Annotated in this window: 23 protein-coding genes; 14 read left to right on the forward strand and 9 right to left on the reverse strand. The window is 62.8% G+C overall.

All coding sequences use genetic code 11. The annotated features are described in order from the left end of the window. The first annotated feature begins 130 nt into the window (after positions 1-130). Positions 131-1,060, forward strand: a complete 930-nt coding sequence (locus tag PQT43_RS08455; protein ID WP_267268804.1) for an AraC family transcriptional regulator — start codon at positions 131-133, stop codon at positions 1,058-1,060. A gap of 25 nt (positions 1,061-1,085) precedes the next feature. Here PQT43_RS08455 and PQT43_RS08460 read toward each other — a convergent pair whose 3' ends face one another. After that, positions 1,086-2,534 (reverse strand): aldehyde dehydrogenase family protein, encoded by a 1,449-nt coding sequence (locus PQT43_RS08460; RefSeq protein ID WP_267268805.1) that lies wholly within the window; start codon positions 2,532-2,534, stop codon positions 1,086-1,088. After that, on the reverse strand, positions 2,531-4,168 hold the full coding sequence (locus PQT43_RS08465) for a 5-guanidino-2-oxopentanoate decarboxylase (protein WP_267268806.1): 1,638 nt from the start codon (positions 4,166-4,168) through the stop codon (positions 2,531-2,533). Before PQT43_RS08465 ends, PQT43_RS08460 begins: the two co-directional genes overlap by 4 nt. 153 nt (positions 4,169-4,321) lie before the next feature. Here PQT43_RS08465 and PQT43_RS08470 point away from each other — a divergent pair, with 153 nt between their 5' ends. Then, a complete protein-coding gene (locus tag PQT43_RS08470; protein WP_102860996.1) occupies positions 4,322-5,203 on the forward strand; it encodes a LysR substrate-binding domain-containing protein in 882 nt (293 codons plus the stop codon). 116 nt (positions 5,204-5,319) lie between these two features. Here the strand turns inward: PQT43_RS08470 and PQT43_RS08475 are convergent, their stop codons facing one another. After that, entirely contained in the window at positions 5,320-5,934 is a 615-nt protein-coding gene (locus PQT43_RS08475; RefSeq protein WP_110651388.1) for an NAD(P)-dependent oxidoreductase, read from the reverse strand. 76 nt (positions 5,935-6,010) lie between these two features. After that, positions 6,011-6,895, reverse strand: coding sequence for an MBL fold metallo-hydrolase (locus tag PQT43_RS08480; RefSeq protein WP_272753704.1), 885 nt, complete (start codon positions 6,893-6,895; stop codon positions 6,011-6,013). Between the two features lie 114 nt (positions 6,896-7,009). Here PQT43_RS08480 and PQT43_RS08485 point away from each other — a divergent pair, with 114 nt between their 5' ends. Together PQT43_RS08485 and PQT43_RS08490 are read left to right on the forward strand one after the other, a co-directional pair. Continuing rightward, positions 7,010-7,915, forward strand: a complete 906-nt coding sequence (locus PQT43_RS08485) for a LysR family transcriptional regulator (protein WP_272753705.1) — start codon at positions 7,010-7,012, stop codon at positions 7,913-7,915. Between the two features lie 124 nt (positions 7,916-8,039). Then, positions 8,040-8,216 carry a hypothetical protein gene (locus PQT43_RS08490; protein ID WP_162884084.1) on the forward strand — a complete coding sequence of 59 codons (177 nt, stop codon included), beginning with the start codon at positions 8,040-8,042 and terminating at the stop codon, positions 8,214-8,216. Here the strand turns inward: PQT43_RS08490 and PQT43_RS08495 are convergent. Beyond that, complete coding sequence (locus tag PQT43_RS08495; protein ID WP_272753706.1) at positions 8,209-9,123, reverse strand: helix-turn-helix domain-containing protein; 915 nt, start codon at positions 9,121-9,123, stop codon at positions 8,209-8,211. The genes PQT43_RS08490 and PQT43_RS08495 overlap by 8 nt on opposite strands. Before the next feature lie 403 nt (positions 9,124-9,526). On the opposite strand from PQT43_RS08495, the gene PQT43_RS08500 reads away from it, so the two are divergent. Then, positions 9,527-11,044, forward strand: a complete 1,518-nt coding sequence (locus PQT43_RS08500) for an MDR family MFS transporter (RefSeq protein ID WP_102880722.1) — start codon at positions 9,527-9,529, stop codon at positions 11,042-11,044. A 32-nt stretch (positions 11,045-11,076) separates the two neighbouring features. Here PQT43_RS08500 and PQT43_RS08505 read toward each other — a convergent pair whose 3' ends face one another. From PQT43_RS08505 to PQT43_RS08520, 4 genes are all read right to left on the reverse strand, one after another. Continuing rightward, on the reverse strand, positions 11,077-11,925 hold the full coding sequence (locus PQT43_RS08505) for a cache domain-containing protein (protein WP_272753707.1): 849 nt from the start codon (positions 11,923-11,925) through the stop codon (positions 11,077-11,079). A 120-nt stretch (positions 11,926-12,045) separates the two neighbouring features. Continuing rightward, positions 12,046-12,882: an ATPase gene (locus PQT43_RS08510; RefSeq protein WP_272753708.1), complete on the reverse strand. Its 837-nt coding sequence runs from the start codon at positions 12,880-12,882 to the stop codon at positions 12,046-12,048. Positions 12,883-12,988: 106 nt separating this feature from the next. After that, on the reverse strand, positions 12,989-13,981 hold the full coding sequence (locus PQT43_RS08515) for an NAD-dependent epimerase/dehydratase family protein (protein ID WP_268562019.1): 993 nt from the start codon (positions 13,979-13,981) through the stop codon (positions 12,989-12,991). 97 nt (positions 13,982-14,078) lie between these two features. Beyond that, complete coding sequence (locus tag PQT43_RS08520; protein ID WP_110594895.1) at positions 14,079-14,978, reverse strand: LysR family transcriptional regulator ArgP; 900 nt, start codon at positions 14,976-14,978, stop codon at positions 14,079-14,081. A 110-nt stretch (positions 14,979-15,088) separates the two neighbouring features. On the opposite strand from PQT43_RS08520, the gene PQT43_RS08525 reads away from it, so the two are divergent. From PQT43_RS08525 to PQT43_RS08565, 9 genes are all read left to right on the forward strand, one after another. Beyond that, positions 15,089-15,493, forward strand: a complete 405-nt coding sequence (locus PQT43_RS08525) for an ACT domain-containing protein (RefSeq protein ID WP_272753709.1) — start codon at positions 15,089-15,091, stop codon at positions 15,491-15,493. A gap of 2 nt (positions 15,494-15,495) precedes the next feature. Next, positions 15,496-16,098 (forward strand): LysE/ArgO family amino acid transporter, encoded by a 603-nt coding sequence (locus tag PQT43_RS08530; protein WP_102880727.1) that lies wholly within the window; start codon positions 15,496-15,498, stop codon positions 16,096-16,098. A 176-nt stretch (positions 16,099-16,274) separates the two neighbouring features. Then, the gene (locus PQT43_RS08535) at positions 16,275-16,871 is read left to right on the forward strand and encodes a superoxide dismutase (protein ID WP_272753710.1); all 597 of its coding nucleotides are present in this window, start codon (positions 16,275-16,277) and stop codon (positions 16,869-16,871) included. A gap of 303 nt (positions 16,872-17,174) precedes the next feature. Continuing rightward, the gene (locus PQT43_RS08540) at positions 17,175-19,226 is read left to right on the forward strand and encodes a putative bifunctional diguanylate cyclase/phosphodiesterase (RefSeq protein WP_102880728.1); all 2,052 of its coding nucleotides are present in this window, start codon (positions 17,175-17,177) and stop codon (positions 19,224-19,226) included. Positions 19,227-19,391: 165 nt separating this feature from the next. After that, entirely contained in the window at positions 19,392-20,732 is a 1,341-nt protein-coding gene (locus PQT43_RS08545) for an imelysin family protein (protein ID WP_102880729.1), read from the forward strand. Between the two features lie 189 nt (positions 20,733-20,921). Beyond that, a complete protein-coding gene (locus PQT43_RS08550) occupies positions 20,922-22,346 on the forward strand; it encodes a di-heme oxidoreductase family protein (RefSeq protein ID WP_272753711.1) in 1,425 nt (474 codons plus the stop codon). Positions 22,347-22,390: 44 nt separating this feature from the next. Next, on the forward strand, positions 22,391-23,455 hold the full coding sequence (locus PQT43_RS08555; protein WP_102860502.1) for an imelysin family protein: 1,065 nt from the start codon (positions 22,391-22,393) through the stop codon (positions 23,453-23,455). A gap of 2 nt (positions 23,456-23,457) precedes the next feature. Continuing rightward, a complete protein-coding gene (locus tag PQT43_RS08560) occupies positions 23,458-24,555 on the forward strand; it encodes a DUF1513 domain-containing protein (protein ID WP_102860995.1) in 1,098 nt (365 codons plus the stop codon). A 124-nt stretch (positions 24,556-24,679) separates the two neighbouring features. Then, positions 24,680-25,831: an efflux RND transporter periplasmic adaptor subunit gene (locus tag PQT43_RS08565; protein WP_102880732.1), complete on the forward strand. Its 1,152-nt coding sequence runs from the start codon at positions 24,680-24,682 to the stop codon at positions 25,829-25,831. The last annotated feature ends 8 nt before the right edge of the window (positions 25,832-25,839 follow it).

The raw sequence follows: 25,839 nt of genomic DNA on the forward strand, positions 1-25,839 counted from the left end.
CGAGCATCGGCTCATCTTGTCTATCTCGCGCGCAAGCAGCAGGATCAGGCAAGTTTTACGCAGAATTCGCCTACCCGCGACTCTTGCACAAACTTAAGCTGTGTCGACTGCAAACACCCCGAGGCGCCCCATGTCATCACTGGATACCCTGCCGCCGCCCCTGGCTCCGGAGATGGAACGCCAGCGCGTAGAACTGGCCGCGATCATTGCGCGCAACACCACCGAAGATGGCAGCTATGCCACTGCCATCGACTCGCTGTTTGTCTCGCGCCACAGCACTTCCCATCACTTCGGCTCGGTGCTGGCGCAACCGGCGCTGTGCATCATGGCCCAGGGCCGCAAGGAAGTGCGCCTGGCCGATGAAAGCTACAACTACGACCCGCTGAATTACCTGGTGGTGTCGGTTTCCGTGCCACTGAGCGGCAAGGTGGCGATCGTTTCGCCGCAAGAGCCGATCCTGGCCCTGCGCCTGGACATCGACCCCGGGGAAATCAATGCACTGATCGCCGACGCCGGCCCTCTGGGCGTGCCCGCCCGGCCCACCGGACGGGGCCTGTACGTAGAGCGCCTGGACCCGGCGATGCTGGACGCCGTGCTGCGCCTGACCCGCCTGCTGGACACCCCGAAAGACATCGCCATGCTCGCGCCGCTGGTGCGTCGGGAAATTCTCTATCGCCTGCTGCGCAGCCCCCAGGGCCACCGTCTGTACGAGATTGCCACCGCCAACAGCCAGGGTCACCGAGTCAACCAGGCCATCAAGTGGCTCAACGGCCATTTCGTGCAGCCGTTGCGCATCGATGACCTGGCCCGGGAAGTGAACCTGAGCGTGTCGACCCTGCACCACCGCTTCAAGGCGATGACCGCCATGAGTCCCTTGCAGTACCAGAAACAGCTGCGTCTGCAGGAAGCCCGGCGCTTGATGCTGGCCGAAGGTCTGGAAGCTTCGGCGGCGGGGTATCGAGTCGGCTATGAAAGCCCGTCTCAATTCAGCCGTGAGTACAGCCGACTGTTTGGCGCGCCGCCCTTGCGGGACATGGCGCGCCTGCGGGTTGGCGGGTAACCCGGGTTCACCGGCAAGCCGGCGCCTACAGCGCGCGGATTACGTGTTTGAGCTCCTGGAAGGCTTGCAAGCCCCAGGGGCCCAGCTCGCGGCCGATGCTGCTCTGCTTGTAGCCGCCCCAGGCAGTCTGGGGAAAGATCACCTGGGGGGCGTTGATCCACACCAGGCCGGCCTGCAGGGCATTGGCCACCCGCTCGGCATTGTCCACGTCCGCCCCCACCACACTGGCCACCAGGCCGAACTCGCTGTCATTGGCCAGTTCGATTGCCTCTTGCTCGCTGCTGAAACTGCGCACACAGAGCACCGGGCCAAAGATTTCGTCACGCCACAGGGCACTGTCCAGCGGCACCTCGGTGAACACCGTGGGCTGGATGAAAAAGCCCTGCTGCAGCCCGGCCGGGCGGCCGCCGCCACACACAAGCTTGGCACCGACATTCAGGCCACGATCGATGTGCGCCAGTACTCTGTGGTATTGCGCCTGGTTCACCAGGGCGCCCATGACCACCTCGGGGTCGAACGGGTCGGCCACCCGAATGCCTTCGGCCCGGGCCTTGAGCCGCAAGAGGAATTCATCGGCCAGCTCGTCGGCGACCAGTACCCGGCTGGTGGCGGAGCACATCTGCCCGGCATTGAAGAAGCCACCGCCACAGGCCAGTTCCACCGCCAGGTCCAGGTCGGCATCCGCCAGCACCAGCAAGGATGACTTGCCCCCCAGTTCCAGGCTCACGCCCTTGACGGTTTCCGCCGCCCGCTGCATGACCTGGACGCCCACCGCATTACTGCCGGTGAAGGAAATCTTCGCCACTCGCGGGTCCGCCGCCAAAGGCGCACCGACCGCCAGGCCCGTCCCGCAGACCAGGTTGAACACCCCGTTGGGCAAGCCGCTTTCGGCGATGATCGCCGCCAGCTCCAGCTCCGGCAGCGGGGTGACTTCCGAGGGCTTGAGCACCACGCTGCAGCCGGCGGCCAGGGCGGGCGCCAACTTCCAGGCCGTGGTGACCATGGGGAAATTCCACGGCACGATCAGCCCGACCACGCCACAGGGCTCACGACGCAGGCGCGCACTGAAATCCTCACTGGGCAGCGGCACATTCGCATCCTGGGTCGCGTCCAGCTCCTCGGCCAGCCCGGCGTAGTACTCAAAGGTGGCAATGACATCGTCCACATCCATGGCCGCCTCGAACTGCGGCTTGCCGTTGTTGCTCGATTGCAGGTGCATAAGCCGCTCCCGGCGCTCGGCCACGCCGGCAGCGATCTTGCGCAGCACCGCGGCACGCTCGCTGCCACTGCTTTGCGCCCATCGGGCAAGCCCCGCCGTAGCGGCGTGCAGCGCCTGATCCACGGCTTGCGGCCCGGCGCCTGCCACCCAGGCCAAGGGCGCCTCGGTGGATGGGTTGATCACCTGCAGGTGCTCGCTGCCTGCCGACCATTGGCCGTCGATGTACACACCGTTCAACAGGTGCGGCGAACTCATGCCTGTACTCCTTGAGTCCAGCGATTCTGGTCAACTTCAATCAAGGTCGGTCCCTGGCGATCAACGGCCATGCGCAGGGCCGCACGCAGTTGTTCGACACTGTCGATGCGCTCGGCTGCGCACCCGAGGCCCTTGGCGACGGCAATGAAATCGGGGGTGTAGATGTCGACGCCGACTGGCTCGATGGCCCGATTGACCATGTATTTCTTGATCTCTTCATAACCCTGGTTATTCCACAGCAGGACGATGATCGGCGTGCGTGCTTCCACGGCGCAGGCCAGTTCCGCCAGGGTGAACTGCAAGCCGCCGTCGCCGATCAGGCAAGCCACCGGCCGCCGCGAGCTGGACTGGGAAGCGCCCCCGAGCCAGGCACCGATGGCGGCCGGCAAGGCATAACCCAGGGTGCCGTAGCCGGTGGACGAGTTGAACCAGCGCCGCGGCTGCTCAGGATTGAACGTCAGGTTGCCGCTGTACACCGGCTGAGTGGAATCGCCCACCAGGACGATCTCCGGCAACTCCTGGACCACGGTTTCCAGGAACAGGGTCTGGGCCCGGGTCGGCGTGTCCCACAGGTTCTCGAGTTCGCTGCGCAAGGCCGCGGCGCGGGCCTGGCCCCAGTCGCTGCTGCGCTCGCTCAAGGTATGCCGGGACAGCTCTGCCAGCAGGGCTTGGGCTGCGTTCCCGGCATCGGCCACCAGTGCCACTTTCGGTGGGTAGTTGCGCACCGTTTGATCGGCATCGATATCGATCCGCAGCAAGGCCCCGGGAATTTCAAAGCCGCCGGCAAAGGTCACGTCGTAATCGGTTTCCGCCAGTTCGGTGCCGATGGCCAGCACCACGTCGGCCTCGGCCACCAGGGCACGGGGCGCCACCAATGACTGGGTGGAGCCAATCAGCAGCGGGTGGGCCGACGGCAACATGCCCTTGGCGTTGATCGTCAGGGCCACCGGAGCCTGCAGCAGTTCCGCCAAACGGGTCAGGGGAGCGGCCGCATCAATGGCGCCGCCACCGGCCAGGATCAGCGGGCGCTTGGCCGTCGCCAGCAGTTGACTCATCCGGGCGACAGCGTCCGGGGCAGCACCGGCACGGGCAATGGTTACCGGCTCGCTGGCCAGCAGATGATCGGCATCCTGAACCAGTACATCGAGAGGAATCTCGATATGCACCGGACGTGGGCGTCCAGCCTGGAACAGGGCGAAAGCCCGGGCCAGCACCACTGGCAATTCATCGGCGCTCATCAGGGTATGGGAAAACGCCGCCACGCCGCTGACCAGCGCACTCTGGTTCGGCAACTCATGGAGCTTGCCGCGCCCGCCACCCAGCTGGCTGCGGGTCTGCACGCTGGAGATCACCAGCATGGGAATCGAGTCCGCATAAGCCTGGCCCATGGCGGTGGTGATGTTGGTCATGCCGGGGCCGGTGATGATGAAACACACACCGGGCTTGCCGCTGGTGCGGGCGTAGCCGTCGGCCATGAAACCGGCGCCTTGCTCATGGCGCGGGGTGACATGCTGGATGGGCGAGCGGGCCAGGCCGCGATACAACTCGACGGTATGCACCCCGGGAATGCCGAACACCTGCTCAACCCCATAACCTTCAAGTAACTTGACCAGTACTTCGCCGCACGTCGCCATCTCATCGCCCTTCTTATTGGTGGAATACCCGACTGACTGCCGACTGAAAAACTCATCAGACGCCGGGAGGGCTATTGGAACGGTGAGGCTGTAGCCGCAACAATGGATAAAAAGTCATACTAGCCATGTCCTCACGTCATGCCTTGGCTGCCCATGAAACGCTTGCCTCCCCTGCCCGCACTGCACACCTTTCTGGTCACCGCCCAGTGCTGCAATTTCACGCGCGCTGCCGAGCAGTTGCACATCACCCAAGGAGCGGTGAGCCGACAAATTGCCGGCCTGGAAAGCCATCTGGGTTATCCGTTGTTCCAGCGCCATGCCCGGGGCTTGAGCCTCACTAACGAAGGGGCGCAATGGTTGCCGCGGGTGCAGCAGGTATTCGAACTGATCAATGGCGCGGTGGATGACATCGGTGGGCAGAGCCGCAACCTGCGCCTCAAGGCGCCGACCTGTGTGATGCGCTGGCTGCTGCCACGGCTGCTGCAGTGGCAGAGGGAACGCCCGGATGTACCGGTGCAACTGACCACCACCATTCAGCACGGCGTGGATTTCAGCCGCGAACCCTTCGATGCCGCCGTCATGTACGGAGCCCCGCCGTCCCCGACCCTGGGTTCGCGTCACCTGTTCAATGAACAACTGACGCCGGTCTGCTCGCGACCGCTGCTGGAGGGCCCGGTGCCCCTCAAGAACCCGGCGGACCTGCAACAGCACTTGCTGCTGCATCCCTCCCACGATCAACGGGACTGGCAAAGTTGGCTGAAAGCCGCCGGCACGCCACTCAACACCCTGGGCAAGGGTCAGCATTTCGAGACCCTGGACCTGGCGATGTCCGTGGCGTCCCAGGGAACGGGCGTGGCGATTGGCGACTGGGCATTGATTGGCGACGACCTGAGTGCCGGACGGCTGGTCATGCCTTTTGAACTGAAGATCCCGACGGGCCAGGCGTACTATCTGGTCTACCCGGAGCACCCTGGGCCTGCGGCGGCCTTGCAGGAACTGCTGGACTGGCTGGTGGAGCAGGCCAAACAGCGCTGAATGAGAAACCCCTGATGCCGGCAGACAGCAAAAAGGCCCGCGAGGGCCTTCAACACTGATCGGAACTCCCCGATAACCGCCAACGGTAGGCGGCTACCGGGGCAATCGACCGCTAATCAGTAACCGACGGTGAAGCGCTGGCGGCGGTGGGCCGGCTTCTCCACTTCATCGAGCATGGCGATGGCGTAGTCGGCGAAGCTGATCCAACTACGCCCCTGGGCATTGACCAGCAGATCGTCCTGGCCCAGGCGGAACTGCCCGGTGCGCTCACCCTCAACGAACTCCGCCGATGGCGAGAGGAAGGTCCAGTCCAGATCCTGTTCCTTGCGCAAGGTGTCCAGGTACACGCCACCGGCGCTGGCCTCGGCCTTGTACTCCTCCGGAAAACCGGGGCTGTCGATGACCTTGCCACCACCGGGCAGCAACAGCGAACCGGCACCGCCCACCACCAGCAGACGCTTGACCCCGGCCTTTTTCACCGGATCGATGATGGCATCGGCCGGGATGGTGGAAAAATGCGCGGCACTGATCACCACATCGTGGCCGGCTACCGCCGCTTGCAATGCAGCACTGTCGGCCACATCCACTTCGCGGGTGAGCACGCCGGCACGCTGGCCGATCTTCGCCGTGTTGCGGGCGATGGCGGTGACGCTGTGACCACGACGCAGGGCCTCTTCCAACAGTTGGCTGCCGGCACGGCCGGTGGCACCAATGATTGCGATTTTGCTCATGACATGTCTCCAGTTGGCTGGGTTCTGAAAGAGTACAGAGGCATCCGCTCCCCGAAGGGAGCGGGTCAAACCGGTTTCACCACTTCATTTCGCCCTTGGCAACCTTGGCGCTCAGTTCCAGGGAACTGTCTTCGCCCAGGTCCGGGTAACGCTTTTTCATGGCCGCGATCAGCGCAGCAGAGTCCTTGGCCTTGGCCGTCTCTTCATCGAAGGCCTTGATGTAGTCCGCGGTGAAGTGCACCGGGGCCAGGGAGCGTGCGCTGTCGCCGAGGAAGTGCCCGGGGATCACAGTCTTGGGCTGCAGGCCCTCAATGGTCTTCAGGGTGCTCAGCCAGTCCTGGTGGGACTGCGGGGTCTGGGTATCGGCCATCCATACGTGGATGTTTTCCGCGACCACCACACCACCGACTACCGCCTTGATCGACGGAATCCAGACAAAGCTGCGATCCGGTTGCTTGCCGTCCAGGCCGATGACTTCGAGCTTCTGCCCTTCCAGGGTCAGGCTGTGGCCCTTGAGTACGGCGGGCACGATGGTCTTGGCCGGAACGTCAGCGCCCATTTTCGGGCCCCAGAACGCCAGCTTGCCATCCACCGTCGCCTTGATGTGATCCACTGTGGGTTGTGAGGCAACAACCTTGGCATCAGGGAAAGCCTTGGTCAGGGTGTCGAGGCCGAAGTAGTAATCCGGATCACCGTGGCTGATGTAGATGGTGGTCAAGTGCTTGCCACTGGCACGGATCTTTTCCACCAGTTGCTGGGCCTGGGATTTGCCGAACTGGGCATCCACCAGGATCGCGTCCTTCTTGCCGCTGACCAGTACCGAGGTCACCGGGAAGATGGCATTGGCCCCCGGGTTGTAGACATCCAGCTTCAGGCTGGGCTCGGCGGCTGCGGCATGGGCGGCAAAACCCAGGGTGGCGGTGGCCAGCAGCAGGCGTTTAAGAGAGGTGAATCCGATCATGAGGGCAGCTCCAGCATCTGTTGGCTTGGTGAGAAGTGGACAAAGCTTAGTTGCCAGACTCGTTACAAAAAATGCGATGCTTGAACATAGTTTGTTTCTGAAAGCGGGCAAATCATGGATCGTCTCCAAGCAATGCGGGTCTTTGTCACCGTTGTGGACCTGGGCAGCCAGTCGGCCGCCGCCGACCACCTGGACCTTTCACGGCCGGTGGTTTCACGTTATCTGGCGGAGCTGGAGGATTGGGTCGGCGCCCGGTTGATGCACCGCACCACGCGCAAGCTCAGCCTGACCGCGGCCGGCGGCGAGATCCTGCCCCGCTGCCGACAGATGCTGGAGCTGTCCAACGATATGCAGGCTGCGGTGGGCGAGCCTGATGATGCGCCCCGCGGGCTGCTGCGCATCAGCGTCAGCACCTCGTTCGGCCAGTCACAACTGGCGGAGGCGGTGGCCGACTACGTCAAGCGTTATCCCGGTGTGAGCATCGATCTGCAGATGCTCGACCGCACGGTGAACCTGGTGGATGAGCGTATCGACTTGGCGATCCGCACCAGCAACGACCTGGACCCGAACCTGATCGCCCGACGCCTGACCGTCTGTCGCTCGGTGATCTGCGCCTCACCGATCTACCTCCAGGAGCACCCGGCGCCACAACGGGTGGAGGACTTGAGCCAGCACAACTGCTTGACCCACTCCTACTTCGGCAAAAGCCTGTGGCATTTCGAACAGGACGGCGAGCAGGTGTCAGTACCGGTACAGGGCAATATCAGCGCCAACGAAGCCAGTACCCTGCTGCGCACAACAGTGGCCGGCGCCGGCATCGCCATGCTGCCCAGCTACCAGGCCGGGGAGTACATCAAGCGGGGAGAACTGGTGCGCCTGCTGCACCATGCCGAACCCCGCAAGATGAACATGTATGCGGTCTACGCCTCGCGCAAGCACATGCCGGCGACCTTGCGCAGCATGCTGGATTTCCTGGTGCTCAGGTTTCCCCAGGAACCGCTCTGGGATGTGGGGCTGTAGACACGATCAGCGGTTCAATACCTCGCCAAACAGGCTGGGCAGCAGCCTGGCAAGCCCCCGCAACTGACCTATGCTGATATCAGTGCCCCTGAAAACGCGGGGTATTGGTTCAGAGGTCGTTGCCATGAACGTCAAGACAAGAAGGTACCTGGCCATCTTCATGACCTGCACCATGACCCTGGCGCTATACGGTACCGCCGCTTATCGCGTCGAGCAGGCCCGCATGCAACAGCGCAACTACGCCAGTTGCAACCTGGAACGCTGCATTCCCCACAACGCCACCTTGAACGCCCTCAGGTGAGCGGCAACGCCCCAGGCTCCCCCGCCTGATCGGCCTTGAGCCGGTCGCGGAACACCTTGGGCGAAATCCCCTCGCGGCGTCGGAACAGCCGGGTGAAATTGGTGGGATCGGAAAAGCCCAGGTCATCGGAAATCTCGTAGATGGTCATCCCGGTGTAGGTCAGCAGGCGCTTGGCCTCCAGCAGTTGACGCTCGTGCATGATCTGCAGCGCCGGTTGCCCGGCCAGCTCGCGGCAGGTGCCGTTGAGGTGCGATACGGAGATGCCTAGCTTGTGAGCCAGGTCCTCGACCTTCACATGCTCGCGGTAATGGGCCTCCACCAACTGGATAAAACCGTTGAAATACTCCCGGGCCCGCTGAGGACGCTGAATGGAACTGCTGCGCTGCAGTGCCTGGCGACCAATCCAGACCACAATCATGCTCACCAAGGCGTGCATGAGCATTTCCCGAGCCGGCTGCTGCCCTTGATACTCATTCTGCAAGGCACTGAACAAACCGTTCAGGTATTGCGCATCCTCCCGGGCCGGGTAGCTGCAAGACGTAGCCAGGGTATTTTCCGAACGCCCCAACTGAGCTTGCAAATGGCTCAACAGCGGCGCCGCCAGAGTCACGACATAACCTTCGACATCCTCGGAAAATCGAAAGCCATGGACCGATAACGGCGGCAACACCTGGATCATCGGTTCATCCAACAAGGTCCGCTGGCCTTCGACCTCCAGTTCGGCCTGCCCTCGGAAGACGAACAGCAATTGGCCGAGATCGGCATGCCGATGGGGTTTTATTTCCCACTGGTGCTCACGGCTGCGTTGACTGATGGACTCGCAATGGAGCAGATCCGGGGTGGGCCACTCCAGGCTCTCGCCATAGAGTTTGAACACGGGAATGGCAGCAAGAGCAGGCTTGTTCATCACTACAGTCCAGGCCTCAGAGTAACGGGGGGGGGAGAATTGCACCGCTGAAAAAAAGCTCAGGTAACCGCCAGGTTTCATCGGCCCATTGACGGGTTCAGCCAGGAAAAACGCAAGCACCGGCAACACAAATAAACATTCGTACAGCCAGGATTCAGGAAGCCGGCACCGAGCGCACACTATACAGAATGCGTCCCATTACACATCAACACCAAGTGCCACAAAGCTTTTCGAGAGCGGTGAATCCAAGGCGCTTTGGCACAACCTCCCCCCTTGGAAACCTTCATGAAAAAACGCCGTACTCTTCCTTGTAGCGCTATCCGATAGCACCCTATCGAGTACACTGACGCCCATTCCCGCCAGCCTTGCCGCTACGGATCAATCACTGCCCGCAGGTTTTTTCGTGACTCACCTCCAACAGCCTGGCCCACCCAAACCGGCCATCCGCAGCGTGCTGATCGCTCTGATGCTGGCGATCTTTCTCGGCGCCCTGGACCAGACCATCGTCGCGGTCTCCATGCCGGCCATTTCCGCTCAGTTCAAGGATGTCAGCCTGCTGGCCTGGGTCATCTCCGGCTACATGGTGGCGATGACCGTGGCAGTGCCGATCTACGGCAAGCTCGGCGATCTGTATGGCCGGCGTCGGCTGATGCTGTTCGGCATGGGATTGTTCACCCTGGCCTCGCTGTTCTGCGGCCTGGCCCAGAACATGGAACAACTGGTGCTGGCGCGGATCTTCCAGGGCATCGGCGCCGGCGGCATGATCTCGGTGAGCCAGGCCATCATCGGCGACATAGTCCCGCCCAGGGAGCGCGGCCGCTATCAGGGCTACTTCAGCAGCATGTACGCGGTGGCCAGTGTCGCCGGCCCGGTGCTGGGCGGCTACATGACCGAGTTTCTGTCGTGGCGCTGGGTGTTCCTGATCAACCTGCCCCTGGGACTGGGTGCCTGGTGGGTGGCTCACCGCACCCTGGTAGGGCTGCCGGTGCCCCAGCGCAAACCGATCATCGACTACCTCGGCACTGTGTTGCTGATCATCGGCCTGAGCGCCCTGCTGCTGGGCATCACCCAAGTGGGCCAGGGCCACTCCTGGCGCAGCGCCGAAGTGCTCGACCTGCTGGCCATCGGCTGCATCGTCCTGGCTCTGTTCGTCTGGCATGAGCGCCGGGCTAGGGAACCCCTGCTGCCGATGCACCTGTTTGCCAACCGCAATGCGCTGCTGTGCTGGTGCACGATTTTCTTCACCAGTTTCCAGGCCATCTCGCTGATCGTGCTGATGCCCTTGCGTTTCCAAAGCATCACCGGGGCCGGGGCCGACAGTGCCGCCCTGCACTTGCTGCCCTTGGCCATGGGCCTGCCCATGGGCGCCTATTGCGCAGGACGCCTGACCTCGGTGACCGGACGCTACAAGCCGATGATCCTGGGCGGCGCGCTATTGATGCCAGTGTCGATTCTCGGCATGGCCCTGGTGCCGCCCCAGGAGGTCCTGCTGAGCAGCCTGTTCATGTTGCTCTGCGGGATCGCCGGCGGCATGCAGTTCCCTACCTCCCTGGTGGGCACCCAGAACTCGGTGGAGCAACGGGATATCGGTGTCGCCACCAGCACCACCAACCTGTTTCGCGCCCTGGGCGGCGCGGTGGGAGTGGCGCTGATGTCGGCCTTGCTGTTGGCCTTGTTGCAGGATTCCAGCCTGGCGCATCTGAGTGGCACAGGGCTGATGAACGAGGGACACTCCGGCAATGCCTTGCTGCAAGGCCTGGACGCCGCGCCTGGACCCGCCCGCGACGCATTGCGCAACGAGTTGCTGCTGACCTTCCGACATCTGCTGCTGGTCAGTGCCGCGGTTTCCCTGCTGGGGCTGGCGGCGGCGATTGCCATGCCCAATCGCCTGCTGCGGGGCCGTGAAGACAAGGCGCATTGATCCTGATGCTGGCAGGGGCCAGCGTTCAGGACTCAGGGGCTGTAGTAACCCACGGCAACCAGCAGCTTCCCGACCTTGCGCAAGTAGGCATGCTTGTCCTCGACCTTGCCCGTCACCGGGTTCTTCCAGCGGTACTCGTATTCCCCCTGATCCTGGCCTGCCATCAGCGCCAGGATCGGCTCCCCCACCGGCTTGCCCTCTGGGTCCTTGATCTTGCCAAAATCGGTATTGAGCAGGCGCAGGTTGGTGCCATGGGCCAGATAGCGGTGGCTGTCGAGGTCCACCACGAACACATACAGATCGTCTTCGAGAAACCCGCCACGCAAGTCATTGATGGCTTTGAGCGTACCCGGCTGATCGCCGCCCAAGGCCGTGGCCGCTCGATCCAGCAGCGCCTTGGCCTGTTCGGCCGAGGCCCGAGGCAGGTAATACCCCACCGCCAGGATGCGTTCGCCGATACGCTGGAAGTACACATGCTTGCGTTCGATCTTGCCGTCGGCCCAGTTCTGCCAGCGGTATTCGGCTTGCTGGATGCCATTGGCCTCGGGAATCTTCAGGGCGTCCTTGAACGCCTTGCGCAGATCCGGTCCCAGGACTTCGGAAACATCTCGGCCAATCAGTGCCGACGAAGGACCGCCACTGGCCAGCATCACGCCCCGGGTGTCCACCACGAACACATAACGATCGCGGTCGACAAACTCACCCTGGCGGCTGAAGGCCGCAAACGCCTTGTCACCCTGGTCGTGGTAATAGCGCAGGGCTTTCTCCAGCAGCGCCCGGGCCGCCACACCGTCATCGGCCACCGGTACCGCCGCATGCAACGACCCCATGCACAGCAATAACAACCATCCCAGCCAGGTATTTTTCTGCAACAGCCTCATCGCTCGCTCCTCGTTCCTGATGGCGTTTGAAGAGCGTAGACGGCTGCGCAATATGGGTGAACATTCAGCGCACTTTGGCCGAACAGCCCCCCACGCCGTGCGCGGGGAGGGCCTGACCACTCAAGGACGGGTATTGATCTGCTGCTGCAGGTTCTGGATCTGGCTTTGCAGGGTATTGATGTTGCGGGTGACCTGGCCACGGAACGCATCGAACTCGGCGGTGCTGGCTCCGTTCTGGGCAGCGGGACGATTGTCCTGCTCACTCTTGAGTACCACCAGCTCCTGCTCCAGTCGCTCGATGGCAGCGCTCGGGTTGCCCTGTTTCTTCAATGCGGCAAGGTCGGCACTCAGACTCTTGAGCTGGGTATCGAGCTTGCCGGCGTCCGCCTGGGCACCTTTGAGGCTCGCCAGTTCAGCGCTCAAGGCTTTCACCTGGGTCTGCAACTGGGCGTTGGCCGCCTGCTGCTCGGCAGTCTGGGCTGTCATCTGCGCCAGGCGCTTGTCCAGGTCAGTCGCCTGCCCGGCCACGCCCTGCTGTTGTCGGCTCTGATCCTGCAGCCGGCTTTCCAACTGTTTAATCTGCAGCTTCAAGGCTTCGCTGTCAGTGGTGACATTGGTCTGACTGGCCACTACCTTGCCGGAGATGTCCTGCAGACGGCCGGCGGCCTCCTCGCTGATCCTGGCGAAGCTTTCCTGGGTCGCCACCAGTTGCTGCTCCATCAGCGAAATCTGCTGGAAGCTCCACCAGGCAAGACCGATGAAGGCAAAGAACAACGCCCCCACCAATGCCCACAATGGACCGGTACTGGGCCCCTTGGCCTTGGCCACCGGAGCGCTGCGCGAATGCACGGTGGTGCGCTCACGGACAGCGCTGGTGGTAGGAAAGACATCGTCATCGAGGGGATCGGCGCGCAGACTTGGAACGTCATCGAAGTCATCGTGTGCATCGTTACGCATGGGGCAACCTTTGTGAACCGCGGTGATGGCTGAATGCGGCGAGTATAAACCGCTAATTCACCCGGCCAATGGACCGGCCCGGGCAAACCGGGTTCAGTCTTTGATTTCAGCTTATGTCCTGAGCCTTCCACCAACTGCAGAACTCATCCAGAGCGGCCCACAAGCTGACCTTGGGCTCATAGCCGAGGTAATGCCGGGCCCGGCTGATATCCAGGGTGAAGTCCTTGTTCATGACCTGCATCCCCAAGCGCGACAAGGTCGGTTCAGGACGGCCGGGCCAGAGCTTGCAGAACCCCTCGTTGAGCGCCGCCACGCTATAGGCCAGGCCAAAAGAGCGATAGCGGGAGACTTGCGGCACCTGCATCTGGCGCATCACATAGTTGACCACGTCCCACAGCGGCACCGGTGCACCGTTGCTGATGTTGTAGACCTTGCCCAGGGCCGAACCACTGGCGTGCAGGCTGCTGAACAGGGCCTCGTTGAGGTTGTGCACACTGGTGAAGTCGACCTTGTTCAGGCCGTTGCCGACAATGGCCAGGCGACCTTTGCGCTGCATCTTCAACAACCGCGGGAAGATGCTCATGTCGCCGGCACCGGTGACAAAACGCGGCCGCAACGCAATGACCTCCAGCCCGAACTCCTGGGCACCGAAAACCTTCTGCTCGGCCAGGTACTTGGTGGCTGCGTAGGGGTGCTTGAAACGCTTGGGCACTTGCTCTTCGGTCAGCCCCAGGTGATCTCGGCCATCGAAATAGATCGACGGCGAGGACAGGTGCACCAGGCGCTGGACCCGTTGCTTGAGGCAGGCTTCGACCACATTCTCAGTGACCAGCACGTTGCCCTGATGGAAATCCTGATAACGGCCCCACAAGCCCACCGCACCGGCGCAGTGCACCACGGTATCGACATCGCGACAGAGTTCGCGCACCAGGCCGGCATCGTTCAAATCGCCCTGGACGAACTCGGCGCCACGGCGCACCAGATGATCCACCGCTTCGGCGCGACGGCCGTTGACCCGGACCTCCAGGCCCTGCTCAAGGGCAAAACGAGCAAAGCGCCCGCCGATGAAGCCGCTTGCGCCGGTAACCAGAATTTTCATGAATATTCCTAAACAAAGCAGTGACGAGCTACGAACTACAAGCCGCGCATTGAAAGTCAAAGCGCAAGCTGTGCACTCGCAGCTTGTCGCTTGACGCTTATGGCTGCTCCCAAGGCACCAGCCATTGTGCAGATAAACGTGCCAGGTGCTCGGTCAACAAGCCCAGCAATTGTCCGCCGTTGCGCCAATGATGCCAGTACAGCGGCACATCGATGGGTTTATCCGGCAAAAGCTCCACCAGCAAGCCTCGCTGCAGCTGCTCGCGAACCTGCAGTTCGGGCACCAGCCCCCAGCCCAGCCCGGCTTCGGCAAGACGGATGAAGCCCTCGGAAGACGGGCACAAATGATGCTCGAAACCGCCATCGACACCCAGGGACGCCAAGTAGCGATGCTGCAGGAAATCGTCAGGGCCGAACACCAACGCCGGGGTCCGAGCCAACTGCTCGGCGCGCACGCCCTGGGGAAAATGCCGGGCGATGAACGCCGGGCTGGCCAGGGCGCGGTAACGCATGGCACCCAGCAGCAGACTGCGGGCCCCGGCCACCGGGCGCTCACTGGCGCAGACACACGCCGCCACTTCGCCGGCGCGCATGCGCTTGAGGCCCACCGTCTGGTCCTCCACCACCAGGTCCAGAAGCAAGTGATGTTCGGCGCAAAAGTCAGCCACCGCTTCGGCCCACCAGGTGGCCAGGCTGTCGGCGTTGAGGGCAATGCGCAGGCGTTCCGGCAAGCCTTCTTCGTCCAGGGCCGGCACCAGGCTTTGCAGGTCCCGCTCCAGAAGGCGTACCTGCTGCACATGGTTGAGCAGGCGGCGACCGATTTCCGTGGGCGAAGGTGGCGTCACCCGCACCAGCACCGGCTGTCCGACCCGGGCCTCCAGTAGCTTGATGCGCTGGGAAATTGCCGACTGCGACAATCCCAGCACCTGGGCCGCCCGTTCGAATCCTGCCTGTTCGATCACCGCGGCCAGGGCGGAGAGCAACTTGTAGTCGAACATCAGTTTTCCTAATGAGTGATCAGCACTATTGGTTTTTCTTATACCGCCTGGAGCGAGAAAATAGCCAGCGTAAAACCCCTGCAATGCTTCTTCGCTCAAGGATTTTGTTCATGGCTGGTGAAACCTCCCTCGCTACCCTGCTGCACAGCATGAGCCCGCAGCTCAACGACGGCGAGTACGTATTCTGCTGCATCGCTGACCGCAGCCTGCTGCAGGACTGCGAAGTGCTGGGCAGCTTTCGCGAACGCGAGGGACTGACGGTTATCCTCCCGCGCCAACAGGCCGAGCGCCTGGGCCTGGCCTTCGATTACGTGGCGGCCTGGATCACTCTCAACGTGCATTCGGCCCTTGAAGCCGTGGGCCTGACAGCGGCCTTCGCTGGCGCCCTGGGCCAGGCCGGGATCAGTTGCAACGTGATCGCCGGCTTCTACCACGATCACTTGTTTGTCGGTCAGGCGGATGCCCAGCGAGCCATGCAGGTTCTGCAAAAACTGGCCGCCGGCGAGGAGCAGTAATCATGTGGCAAAGCTATGTAAACGGTCTCTTGGTGGCCGCCGGCCTGATCATGGCCATCGGCACGCAAAACGCCTTCGTCCTGGCTCAGAGCCTGCGCCGTGAACACCACTTGCCGGTGGCGGCACTGTGCGTGACCTGCGATGCCCTGTTGGTGGCCGCCGGGGTGTTCGGCCTGGCCACCGTCCTGACCCAGAGCCCGATGCTGCTGGCCGTGGCGCGCTGGGGCGGCGCGGCGTTCCTGATCTGGTACGGCGCCCAGGCCCTGCGCCGGGCCTGCTCGAAACAAAGCCTGCAACAGGGCGAAGGCCAGACCGTGCGTTCGCTGCGGGCTGTCATGCTCAGTGCCCTGGCGGTCACCCTGCTCAACCCCCACGTCTACCTGGATACGGTGTTGCTGATCGGTTCACTGGGGGCGCAACAAACCGAGCCCGGCGCTTACGTGGTGGGGGCCGCCAGCGCTTCGTTGCTGTGGTTCTTCACCCTGGCCCTGGGCGCCGCCTGGCTGGCTCCGTGGCTGGCTCGCCCCAGTACCTGGAGGATTCTCGACCTGCTGGTGGCGGTGATGATGTTCAGCGTGGCGTTCCAGCTGATCAGCGCTGCGTGACTTATTCCAAAAGGCTCTGGAACCTCTATCCCACACAGTTGTTGCGTGGTTAAGCCGCACCCCCGGTGCTATGATCCGAACCCTGCGCCGCAAAGAGTACAAACTCCCCGGCGCTTGTCTGGCCGCCCGTGATCGGCCTTGCGCTCACCGCAACTGACCTGATTAGGAGAATCATCATGGCTTTCGAATTGCCGCCGCTGCCCTATGCACACGACGCCCTGCAGCCGCACATTTCCAAGGAAACCCTGGAATACCACCACGACAAGCACCACAACACCTATGTCGTGAACCTGAACAACCTGGTGCCAGGCACCGAGTTCGAAGGCAAGACTCTGGAAGAGATCGTCAAAACCTCTTCGGGCGGCATCTTCAACAACGCAGCCCAGGTCTGGAACCACACTTTCTACTGGAACTGCCTGGCGCCAAACGCCGGCGGCCAACCTACTGGCGCTCTGGCCGAGGCCATCAACACAGCCTTCGGTTCGTTCGACAAGTTCAAAGAAGAATTCACCAAGACTTCCGTTGGCACCTTCGGTTCCGGCTGGGGCTGGCTGGTGAAGAAGGCTGACGGTTCCCTGGCCCTGGCCAGCACCATCGGCGCCGGCAACCCGCTGACCAGCGGCGACACTCCGCTGCTGACCTGCGACGTCTGGGAACACGCCTACTACATCGACTACCGCAACGTTCGTCCTAAATACGTCGAAGCGTTCTGGAACCTGGTCAACTGGAAATTCGTGGCTGAGCAGTTCGAAGGCAAGAACTTCGTCGCTTAAGTCCGTTTGCAGTGCAAAAAACCCGGCCTGGCCGGGTTTTTTTTGCCTCTGACAAAGCCGGCATCTTGTCCCGCCCAGCCGAGACGCTAAGATTCATCTGATGTAAAAATCAACGCCGCCCCTCAAGTTGCAAGGCGTCGCTACCGACACACTATCCACAGCAAGAGCAATCCTGAATCTGATCACCCGGGCCTGGCCCGCAGACGTCCTGTTCTCGGCCTTAATGTCACTTTGACGGCCAACACGGGATTGCCAATACTCATGGCAACTTGACGCTACGCGCACGGAACAAGGAATAGCCCTTTGAAGCTGGAACTCAAAAACAGCTTGTCGGTGAAGTTGCTCCGGGTTGTGCTGCTGTCGGCACTCATAGTGGGCGTAGTCCTGAGCTGTGCCCAGATCGTCTTCGATGCCTACAAGACTCGGCAGGCGGTAGCTAACGACGCCCAGCGCATTCTCGACATGTTTCGCGACCCATCGACACAGGCGGTCTACAGCCTGGACCGGGAAATGGGCATGCAAGTCATTGAAGGCCTGTTCCAGGATGATGCGGTGCGCATGGCCTCCATTGGCCACCCCAATGAAACCATGCTCGCGGAAAAATCCCGCGAGCTGCAGCATTCTTCCAGTCGCTGGCTCACTGATCTGATTCTTGGCCAGGAACGCACCTTCACCACCCAGTTGGTGGGCCGCGGCCCCTACAGCGAGTATTACGGCGACCTGAGCATCACCCTCGACACCGCTACCTACGGCCAGGGCTTCATCATCAGCTCGGTGATCATCTTCATCTCCGGCGTCCTGCGCGCCCTGGCCATGGGCCTGGTGCTGTACCTGGTCTATCACTGGTTGCTGACCAAACCGCTGTCGCGAATCATCGAGCACCTGACCAACATCAATCCCGACCGCCCCAGCGAACACCTGCTGCCGCTGCTCAAGGGCCACGAAAAGAACGAACTGGGAATCTGGATCAACACCGCCAACCAGTTGCTGGCCTCCATCGAGCGCAACACCCACTTGCGCCACGAAGCGGAAAACAGCCTGCTGCGCATGGCCCAGTACGACTTCCTGACCGGCCTGCCGAACCGTCAGCAACTGCAGCAGCAACTGGACAAGATCCTGGTGGACGCCGGACGCCTGCAACGCCGGGTGGCAGTACTGTGTGTCGGCCTGGATGACTTCAAGGGCATCAACGAACAGTTCAGCTACCAGACCGGCGACCAACTGCTGCTGGCCCTGGCCGATCGCCTGCGCGGCCACAGTGGCCGCCTCGGCGCCCTGGCTCGCCTGGGTGGCGATCAGTTCGCCCTGGTCCAGGCCGATATCGAACAACCCTATGAAGCCGCAGAACTGGCACAAAGCATCCTCGACGACCTGGAGGCCACCTTCGCCCTCGATCATCAGGAAATCCGCCTGCGCGCCACCATTGGCATCACCCTGTTCCCGGAAGACGGCGACAGCACGGAAAAACTCCTGCAAAAAGCCGAACAGACCATGACCCTGGCCAAGAGCCGGTCACGCAATCGCTATCAGTTCTATATCGCCAGCGTCGACAGCGAAATGCGCCGGCGCCGGGAGTTGGAGAAGGACCTGCGTGAAGGCCTGACCCGGGAGCAGTTCTTCCTCGTCTATCAGCCACAGATCAGCTATCGCGACCACCGGGTGGTGGGGGTCGAGGCGCTGATTCGCTGGCAACACCCGGAACACGGCCTGGTGCCGCCGGACCTGTTCATTCCCCTGGCGGAGCAGAACGGCACCATCATCGCCATCGGCGAATGGGTCCTGGATCAGGCCTGCCGCCAACTGCGCGAATGGCACGACATGGGCTTCAGCGACCTGCGTATGGCGGTCAACCTGTCCACGGTGCAACTGCACCACGCCGAACTGCCACGGGTGGTCAACAACCTGCTGCAGATCTACCGCCTGCCACCGCGCAGCCTGGAACTGGAAGTCACCGAAACCGGCCTGATGGAAGACATCAGCACCGCCGCCCAGCACCTGCTGAGCCTGCGACGCTCCGGAGCGCTGATCGCCATCGACGATTTCGGCACCGGTTATTCGTCCCTGAGTTACCTGAAAAGCCTGCCCCTGGACAAGATCAAGATCGACAAGAGCTTCGTCCAGGATCTGCTGGATGACGACGACGATGCGACCATCGTGCGCGCCATTATCCAGCTGGGTAAAAGCCTGGGCATGCAGGTGATCGCCGAGGGCGTGGAAACGGCCGAACAGGAGGCTTACATCATCTCCGAAGGCTGCCATGAAGGTCAGGGCTATCACTACAGCAAACCCCTGCCGGCGCGGGAGTTGAGCGCCTACCTGAAACAGGCGCAGCGCAGCAACGCGGTGATACTCTGACCTAAACAGAGCACTGGCCGGCTTGACTTGGCGCAGCCCCCTACTGAATAAGAAATATTTACAAGCGCGACTCTTTACACATAATGCAAATCTTTCGCATTATGTTGCAGTTTTGCGCGCCCCCCAGCGCCGTCCACTCCCCCCTCTCGAAGCAGGATGTTCGCCATGATTCGTATGCCTCTGGCTACCGCCAGTCTGTTGGCCATCGCTATTTCCCTCGCCGGCTGCGGCGAAGGCAAAGACGACAAGGCTGCCGCTCAAGCGCCGACCCCGGCCGCCAGCACTGCCACCCCAGCCACTGACGCTGCCGGCAAGGTCGACGAAGCCGCAGCCAAGGCTGTAGTCGCGCATTACGCCGACATGGTATTCGCCGTTTACAGCGACTCCGAATCCACCGCGAAAACCCTGCAAACCGCCATCGATGCCTTCCTCGCCAAGCCCAACGACGACACCCTGAAAGCCGCCAAAGCTGCCTGGGTTGCCGCTCGCGTGCCTTACCTGCAGAGCGAAGTGTTCCGCTTCGGCAACACCATCATCGATGACTGGGAAGGTCAGGTGAACGCCTGGCCACTGGACGAAGGCCTGATCGACTACGTCGACAAGAGCTACGAGCACGCACTGGGCAACCCGGGCGCCACCGCCAACATCATCGCCAACACCCAGATCCAGGTCGGCGAAGACAAGGTTGACGTGAAGGACATCACCCCGGAAACCCTCGCCAGCCTGAACGAGCTGGGCGGTGCCGAGGCCAACGTCGCCACCGGCTACCACGCCATCGAATTCCTGCTCTGGGGCCAGGACCTGAACGGCACCGGCCCTGGCGCCGGCGCCCGCCCTGCTTCCGACTACCTGGAAGGTGCCGGTGCCACCGGCGGCCACAACGAGCGTCGTCGCGCCTACCTGAAGGCCGTGACCCAACTGCTGGTCAACGACCTGGAAGAAATGGTCGGCAACTGGAAGCCGGATGTGGCCGACAACTACCGCGCCACCCTGGAAGCCGAACCGGCCGAGACCGGCCTGCGCAAGATGCTGTTCGGCATGGGCAGCCTGTCCCTGGGCGAACTGGCGGGCGAGCGGATGAAGGTATCCCTGGAAGCCAACTCCCCTGAAGATGAGCAGGATTGCTTCAGCGACAACACCCACAACTCGCACTTCTACGATGCCAAGGGCATCCGCAACGTCTACCTGGGCGAGTACACCCGTGTCGACGGCAGCAAGATGACCGGCGCCAGTCTGTCGTCCCTGGTGGCCAAGGCCGACCCGGCAGCCGACGCGGCCCTGAAAGCCGACCTGGCCGCCACCGAAGCCAAGATCCAGGTCATGGTCGACCACGCCAACAAGGGTGAGCACTACGACCAACTGATCGCGGCGGGCAACGAGTCCGGCAACCAGATCGTGCGCGACGCCATCGCCGCCCTGGTCAAGCAGACCGGCTCGATCGAACAGGCTGCGGGCAAGCTGGGCATCAGCGACCTGAACCCGGACAACGCCGATCACGAGTTCTGATCAGCGCGGCTTCAGCCAAAAGGCGACCTGCGGGTCGCCTTTTTTGTGCCCGTGGTGCTGCGTTTAAGGTGCCTGGACGCTTCCCGGCCAGCTTGTCCTGGGTCAAACCAAACGATAATTCCTCTTATTCAATCCAGGCGGCCCTGTTAGACTTTGCGCCCTTGTTTTGCTCGTCTTGCAGGATGTCCGATGCCCCCGTCGCTGCTTCGCTGGTCCGCTCTACTCATGGCCTTGAGCCTGAGTGCCTGCGATGACGCTCCGCGCTTTACCCAGGCCGAACCAGGGGAAGCCCGGGCCGGCGGCGCGACCACGGTCAACAAGGCCGATCGCAATGCCTTCTCCCTGCCATCGGCCAACCTGCCACCGACCCGACGCCTGGACTTCAGCGTCGGCAACAGTTTTTTCCGCAACCCCTGGGTGATCGCCCCTTCCACCACCACCGCCCGTGACGGCCTCGGCCCGCTGTTCAACACCAATGCCTGCCAGAACTGCCACGTCAAGGACGGCCGCGGCCATCCGCCCGCGCCGGATGCGCTGAACGCGGTGTCGATGCTGGTGCGCCTGTCGATTCCGGATACCCCGGCCTACGCCAAGGTCATTGAGCAGGTCGGCGTGGTGCCGGAACCGGTGTATGGCGGCCAGTTGCAAGACATGGCGATTCCCGGAGTCGCCCCCGAAGGTCGGGTACGGGTCGAATACGATCCGCTGCCCGTACGGTTCAAGGACGGCACCCAGGTGGAGTTGCGCAAACCCAGGCTGCAGATCACGGACCTGGGCTACGGCCCAATGCACCCCGAGACGCAGTTCTCCGCCCGAGTGGCGCCGCCGATGATCGGCCTGGGGTTGCTGGAGGCCATTCCCGAAGCGGCAATCCTGGCCAACGCTGGGCCCGCTGCCGGCAATAAGGCCATTGCCGGACGACCCAACTGGGTCTGGGATGACGCCCAGCAAAAGACCGTACTCGGGCGTTTTGGCTGGAAAGCCGGACAACCCAATCTCAATCAACAAAATGTTCACGCGTTCTCTGGTGATATGGGCCTGACCACCCGCCTGAGGCCCTTCGATGACTGCACCGACGCGCAAACCGCCTGCAAGCAGGCCCCCAACGGCAATGGTCCGGACGGTGAGCCAGAAGTCAGCGACAACATCCTGCGCCTGGTGCTGTTCTACACTCGCAACCTGGCGGTACCGGCGCGCCGCGATGTCGATTCGCCCCAGGTCCTGGCCGGCAAGAACCTGTTCTTCCAGGCCGGCTGCCAGTCTTGCCACACCCCAAGTTTCACCACTGCGGCCAACGCCGCCGAACCCGAATTGGCCAATCAGGTGATACGCCCCTACAGCGACCTGCTGCTGCACGACATGGGGGAGGGCCTGGCGGACCACCGCACTGAGTTCAAGGCCAGTGGCCGCGACTGGCGCACTGCGCCCCTGTGGGGCATCGGCCTGACGGAAACCGTCAGTGGCCACACCCAGTTCCTGCATGACGGCCGCGCCCGCAACCTGATGGAGGCGGTGCTGTGGCATGGCGGCGAAGCCGAGGGCGCGAAGCAACAGGTTCTCGCCTTCAATGCCGAGCAGCGTGCCGCGCTGCTGGCCTTTTTGAACTCGCTATAAACATTCGTCTTATCTGCTTTCTCCACAATAAAGGGAGCCCGAACATGTTCCGCCCCAAACTGCTGTTCACCAGCCTTGCCGCACTCGCCCTGGGCGCCTGCTCGCCCCAGGACCCACAAGCCGTGACCTCGGCCGCTATCGCCAAGCAGGTGATCCTGCCGACCTACAGCCGTTGGGTCGACGCTGACCGCCAGCTGGCCATCAGCGCCCTGGCCTTCTGCGAAGGCAAGGAAAGCCTGGACACCGCCCGTGCCGACTTCCTCCACGCACAAAAGGCCTGGGCCGAGCTGCAACCGCTGCTGATCGGCCCGCTGGCCGAGGGCAACCGCGCCTGGCAAGTGCAGTTCTGGCCGGACAAGAAAAACCTGGTGGGCCGCCAGGTCGAACAACTGGTCAGCGCCAATGCGCAGATCGATGCCGCGGCCCTGGCCAAGTCCAGTGTGGTGGTGCAAGGCCTGTCGGCCTACGAGTACATCCTGTTCGACAGCAAGATCGACATGGCCGACAGCGCACAGAAAGCTCGCTACTGCCCACTGTTGACCGCCATCGGTGAACGTCAGAAACAACTGGCGGAAGAAATCCTGGCGGGCTGGAATACCAACGACGGCATGCTCGCGCAGATGAGCAAGTTCCCCAACCAGCGCTACGCCGACTCCCATGAAGCCATCGCTGATTTGCTGCGGGTCCAGGTCACTGCCCTGGATACCCTGAAGAAGAAGCTCGGCACGCCGATGGGCCGCCAGACCAAGGGCATTCCCCAGCCGTTCCAGGCCGACGCCTGGCGCAGCCAGTCGTCCCTGCAAGGCCTTGAAGCCAGCCTCAGCGCTGCTCAGACGGTCTGGGCCGGAGTTGACAACAAGGGCCTGCGCGGCCTGCTGCCAGCCGATCAGAAGCCCCTGGCCGACAAGATCGACGCTGCATACGCCGCCTCGCTGAAACTCTTCGCCAGCACCCAGCGCTCGCTGACCGAAATGCTCGGTGACGACGCCGGGCGCCAGCAGCTCAATGATCTGTACGACAGCCTCAACGTGGTCCACCGCCTGCACGAAGGCGAACTGGCCAAGGCGCTGGGTATCCAACTGGGCTTCAACGCCAACGACGGTGACTGATGATGCTGCGACGTCAGGCTTTGGTTCTGGGCAGCCTGCTGCTCAGTGCGGTGACCTTGGGCGGCTGGACGCTGTTCAAGCAAAAGGGCAAACAGCCCTTGCTGCTTTCGGCCAGGGACGATGGTGACGGCAAGCATTACGCCGTCGGTTATCAGCTGGACGGTAAACAGGTGTTTGCCACCCAGGTCGGCCAGCGTTGCCATGACATCATCAATCACCCGCAGTTGCCGATCGCCCTGTTCGTGGCCCGGCGCCCGGGCACCGAGAGTTACCTGATCGACCTGCGCAACGGCGCGCTGCTGCAGACCGTGACCTCGCAACCTGACCGGCACTTCTACGGTCACGCGGTGATCCACAAGGATGGCCAGTGGTTGTACGCCACCGAGAACGACACCCGGGACCCCGGCCGCGGCCTGCTCGGGGTGTATCGCTTCGAAGGCGAGCGCCTGGTGCACAGCGCTGAGCTGTCCACCCACGGTATCGGCCCGCACCAGGTGTCGTGGATGCCCGACGGTGAAACCCTGGTCGTAGCCAATGGCGGCATCCGCACTGAAGCCGAGAGCCGGGTGGAGATGAACCTCGATGCCATGGAGCCCAGCCTGGTGCTGATGCAGCGCGACGGCACCCTGTTGAGCAAGGAAACCCTGGCCCAGCAGATGAACAGCGTGCGCCACATGGGCATCGCCAGCGACGGCACCATCGTCACCGGCCAGCAGTTCATGGGCGCCGCCCACGAGCCCTCGGAACTCCTGGCAATCAAGCGTCCGGGCCAGCCCTTCGCGGCCTTCCCGGTGCCCGAACAGCAGCTGCAAGCCATGGGGCACTACACCGCCAGCGTCGCGGTGCACAGCGACCTGCGCCTGGTGGCCCTGACCGCCCCCCGGGGCAACCGCTTCTTCATCTGGGACCTGGACAGCGGCGCAGTGCGGGTCGATGCGCCCTTGCCAGACTGTGCCGGCGTCGGCGCCGTGGCCGACGGTTTCGTGGTGACGTCGGGACAAGGCCGTTGCCGCTTCTACGACTGTCGTCAGACACAGATTGTGGCAAAGCCGCTGGATCTGCCCGCAGGGCTCTGGGACAACCATCTGCATCTGATCTGAAAAAACCTCCCCGGCCTTGGCGCCGGGAGCTTCGCTGAACGACAGGACGCTCATCTGGAACCCGCACGCGACTCGGAGTAATGTCTACCGGGCTTGTTTACCGGGCTTTCCAAGGAAGCGGAATATGCTGCGTCGCCGCATGCTGATCATGCTGGGTGTGGTCCTGTTGGTCGTGCTGTTGCTGGCCGGCTACAAGGCGTTTTCGATCTACAAGATGGTCCAGGTCTACTCGGCCCCCAAGCCGCCCATCAGCGTGGCGGTGATTACCGCCGACGAGCGCCCCTGGCAAAGCCGGCTGCCCAGTGTCGGCAGCCTCAAGGCCCTGCAAGGGGTCAACCTCAGCCTGGAAGTCGCCGGTACGGTCAAGGACCTGCAGTTCGAATCCGGGCAGCAGGTCAAGGCCGGCCAGCCATTGCTGACCCTGGACAGCGCGGTGGAAAGCGCCCTGCTGGAAACCGCCCAGGCCGACCTCGGCCTGGCCCAGCTGGATTTCGGACGCGGCAGCCAACTGGTGGGCAGCCAGGCGATTTCCAAGGGCGAGTACGACCGACTCTCGGCACAGCTGCAAAAAAACAAGGCCACGGTCAACCAGCTCAAGGCCGCCCTGGCCAAGAAACGCATTCTCGCCCCCTTTGCCGGCACGATCGGCATCCGCCAGGTGGATATCGGCGACTTCCTGGCCAGCGGTACGGTGATCGCCACCCTGCAGGACCTGAGCAGCCTGTACGTGGACTTCTACATCCCGGAACAATCGGTGCCCAAGATCCGCCTGGGCCAGACCGTGGAACTCAGCGTTGCGGCGTTCCCCGGAGAGTCGTTCCCCGGCAGCATCAGCGCCATCAACCCCAAGGTCGAGAACAGCACCCGCAACGTGCTGGTACGCGCCACCCTGGCCAACCCCGGAGGCCGCTTACTGCCAGGCATGTTCGCCGACCTGCAAGTATTGCTCCCCGATCCGCAGCTCAAGGTCGTGGTGCCGGAAAGCACCCTCACCTACTCCCTCTACGGCAACTCGGTGTATGTGGTAACGCAAAAGAAAGCCGCCGACGGCAGCCTGGAGAAAGACCCCAAGGGCCAGCCGCTGCTGGTCGCCGAGCGGCGCTTCGTCGACACGGGCGAGCATCGCGGCGGCCTGGTGATGATCAACAAGGGCGTGAAAAAGGGCGAACAGGTGGTCAGTGCCGGTCAGATCAAACTGGATAACGGCGCCGACATCAGCATCACTCCGGACAAGCTGCAACCGGAACAGCCGAACAGCCAGCCCCGCGCCGACTGATCAAGGAA

Source organism: Pseudomonas sp. BLCC-B112 (genome assembly GCF_028550695.1).
Lineage (GTDB): Bacteria > Pseudomonadota > Gammaproteobacteria > Pseudomonadales > Pseudomonadaceae > Aquipseudomonas > Aquipseudomonas danubii.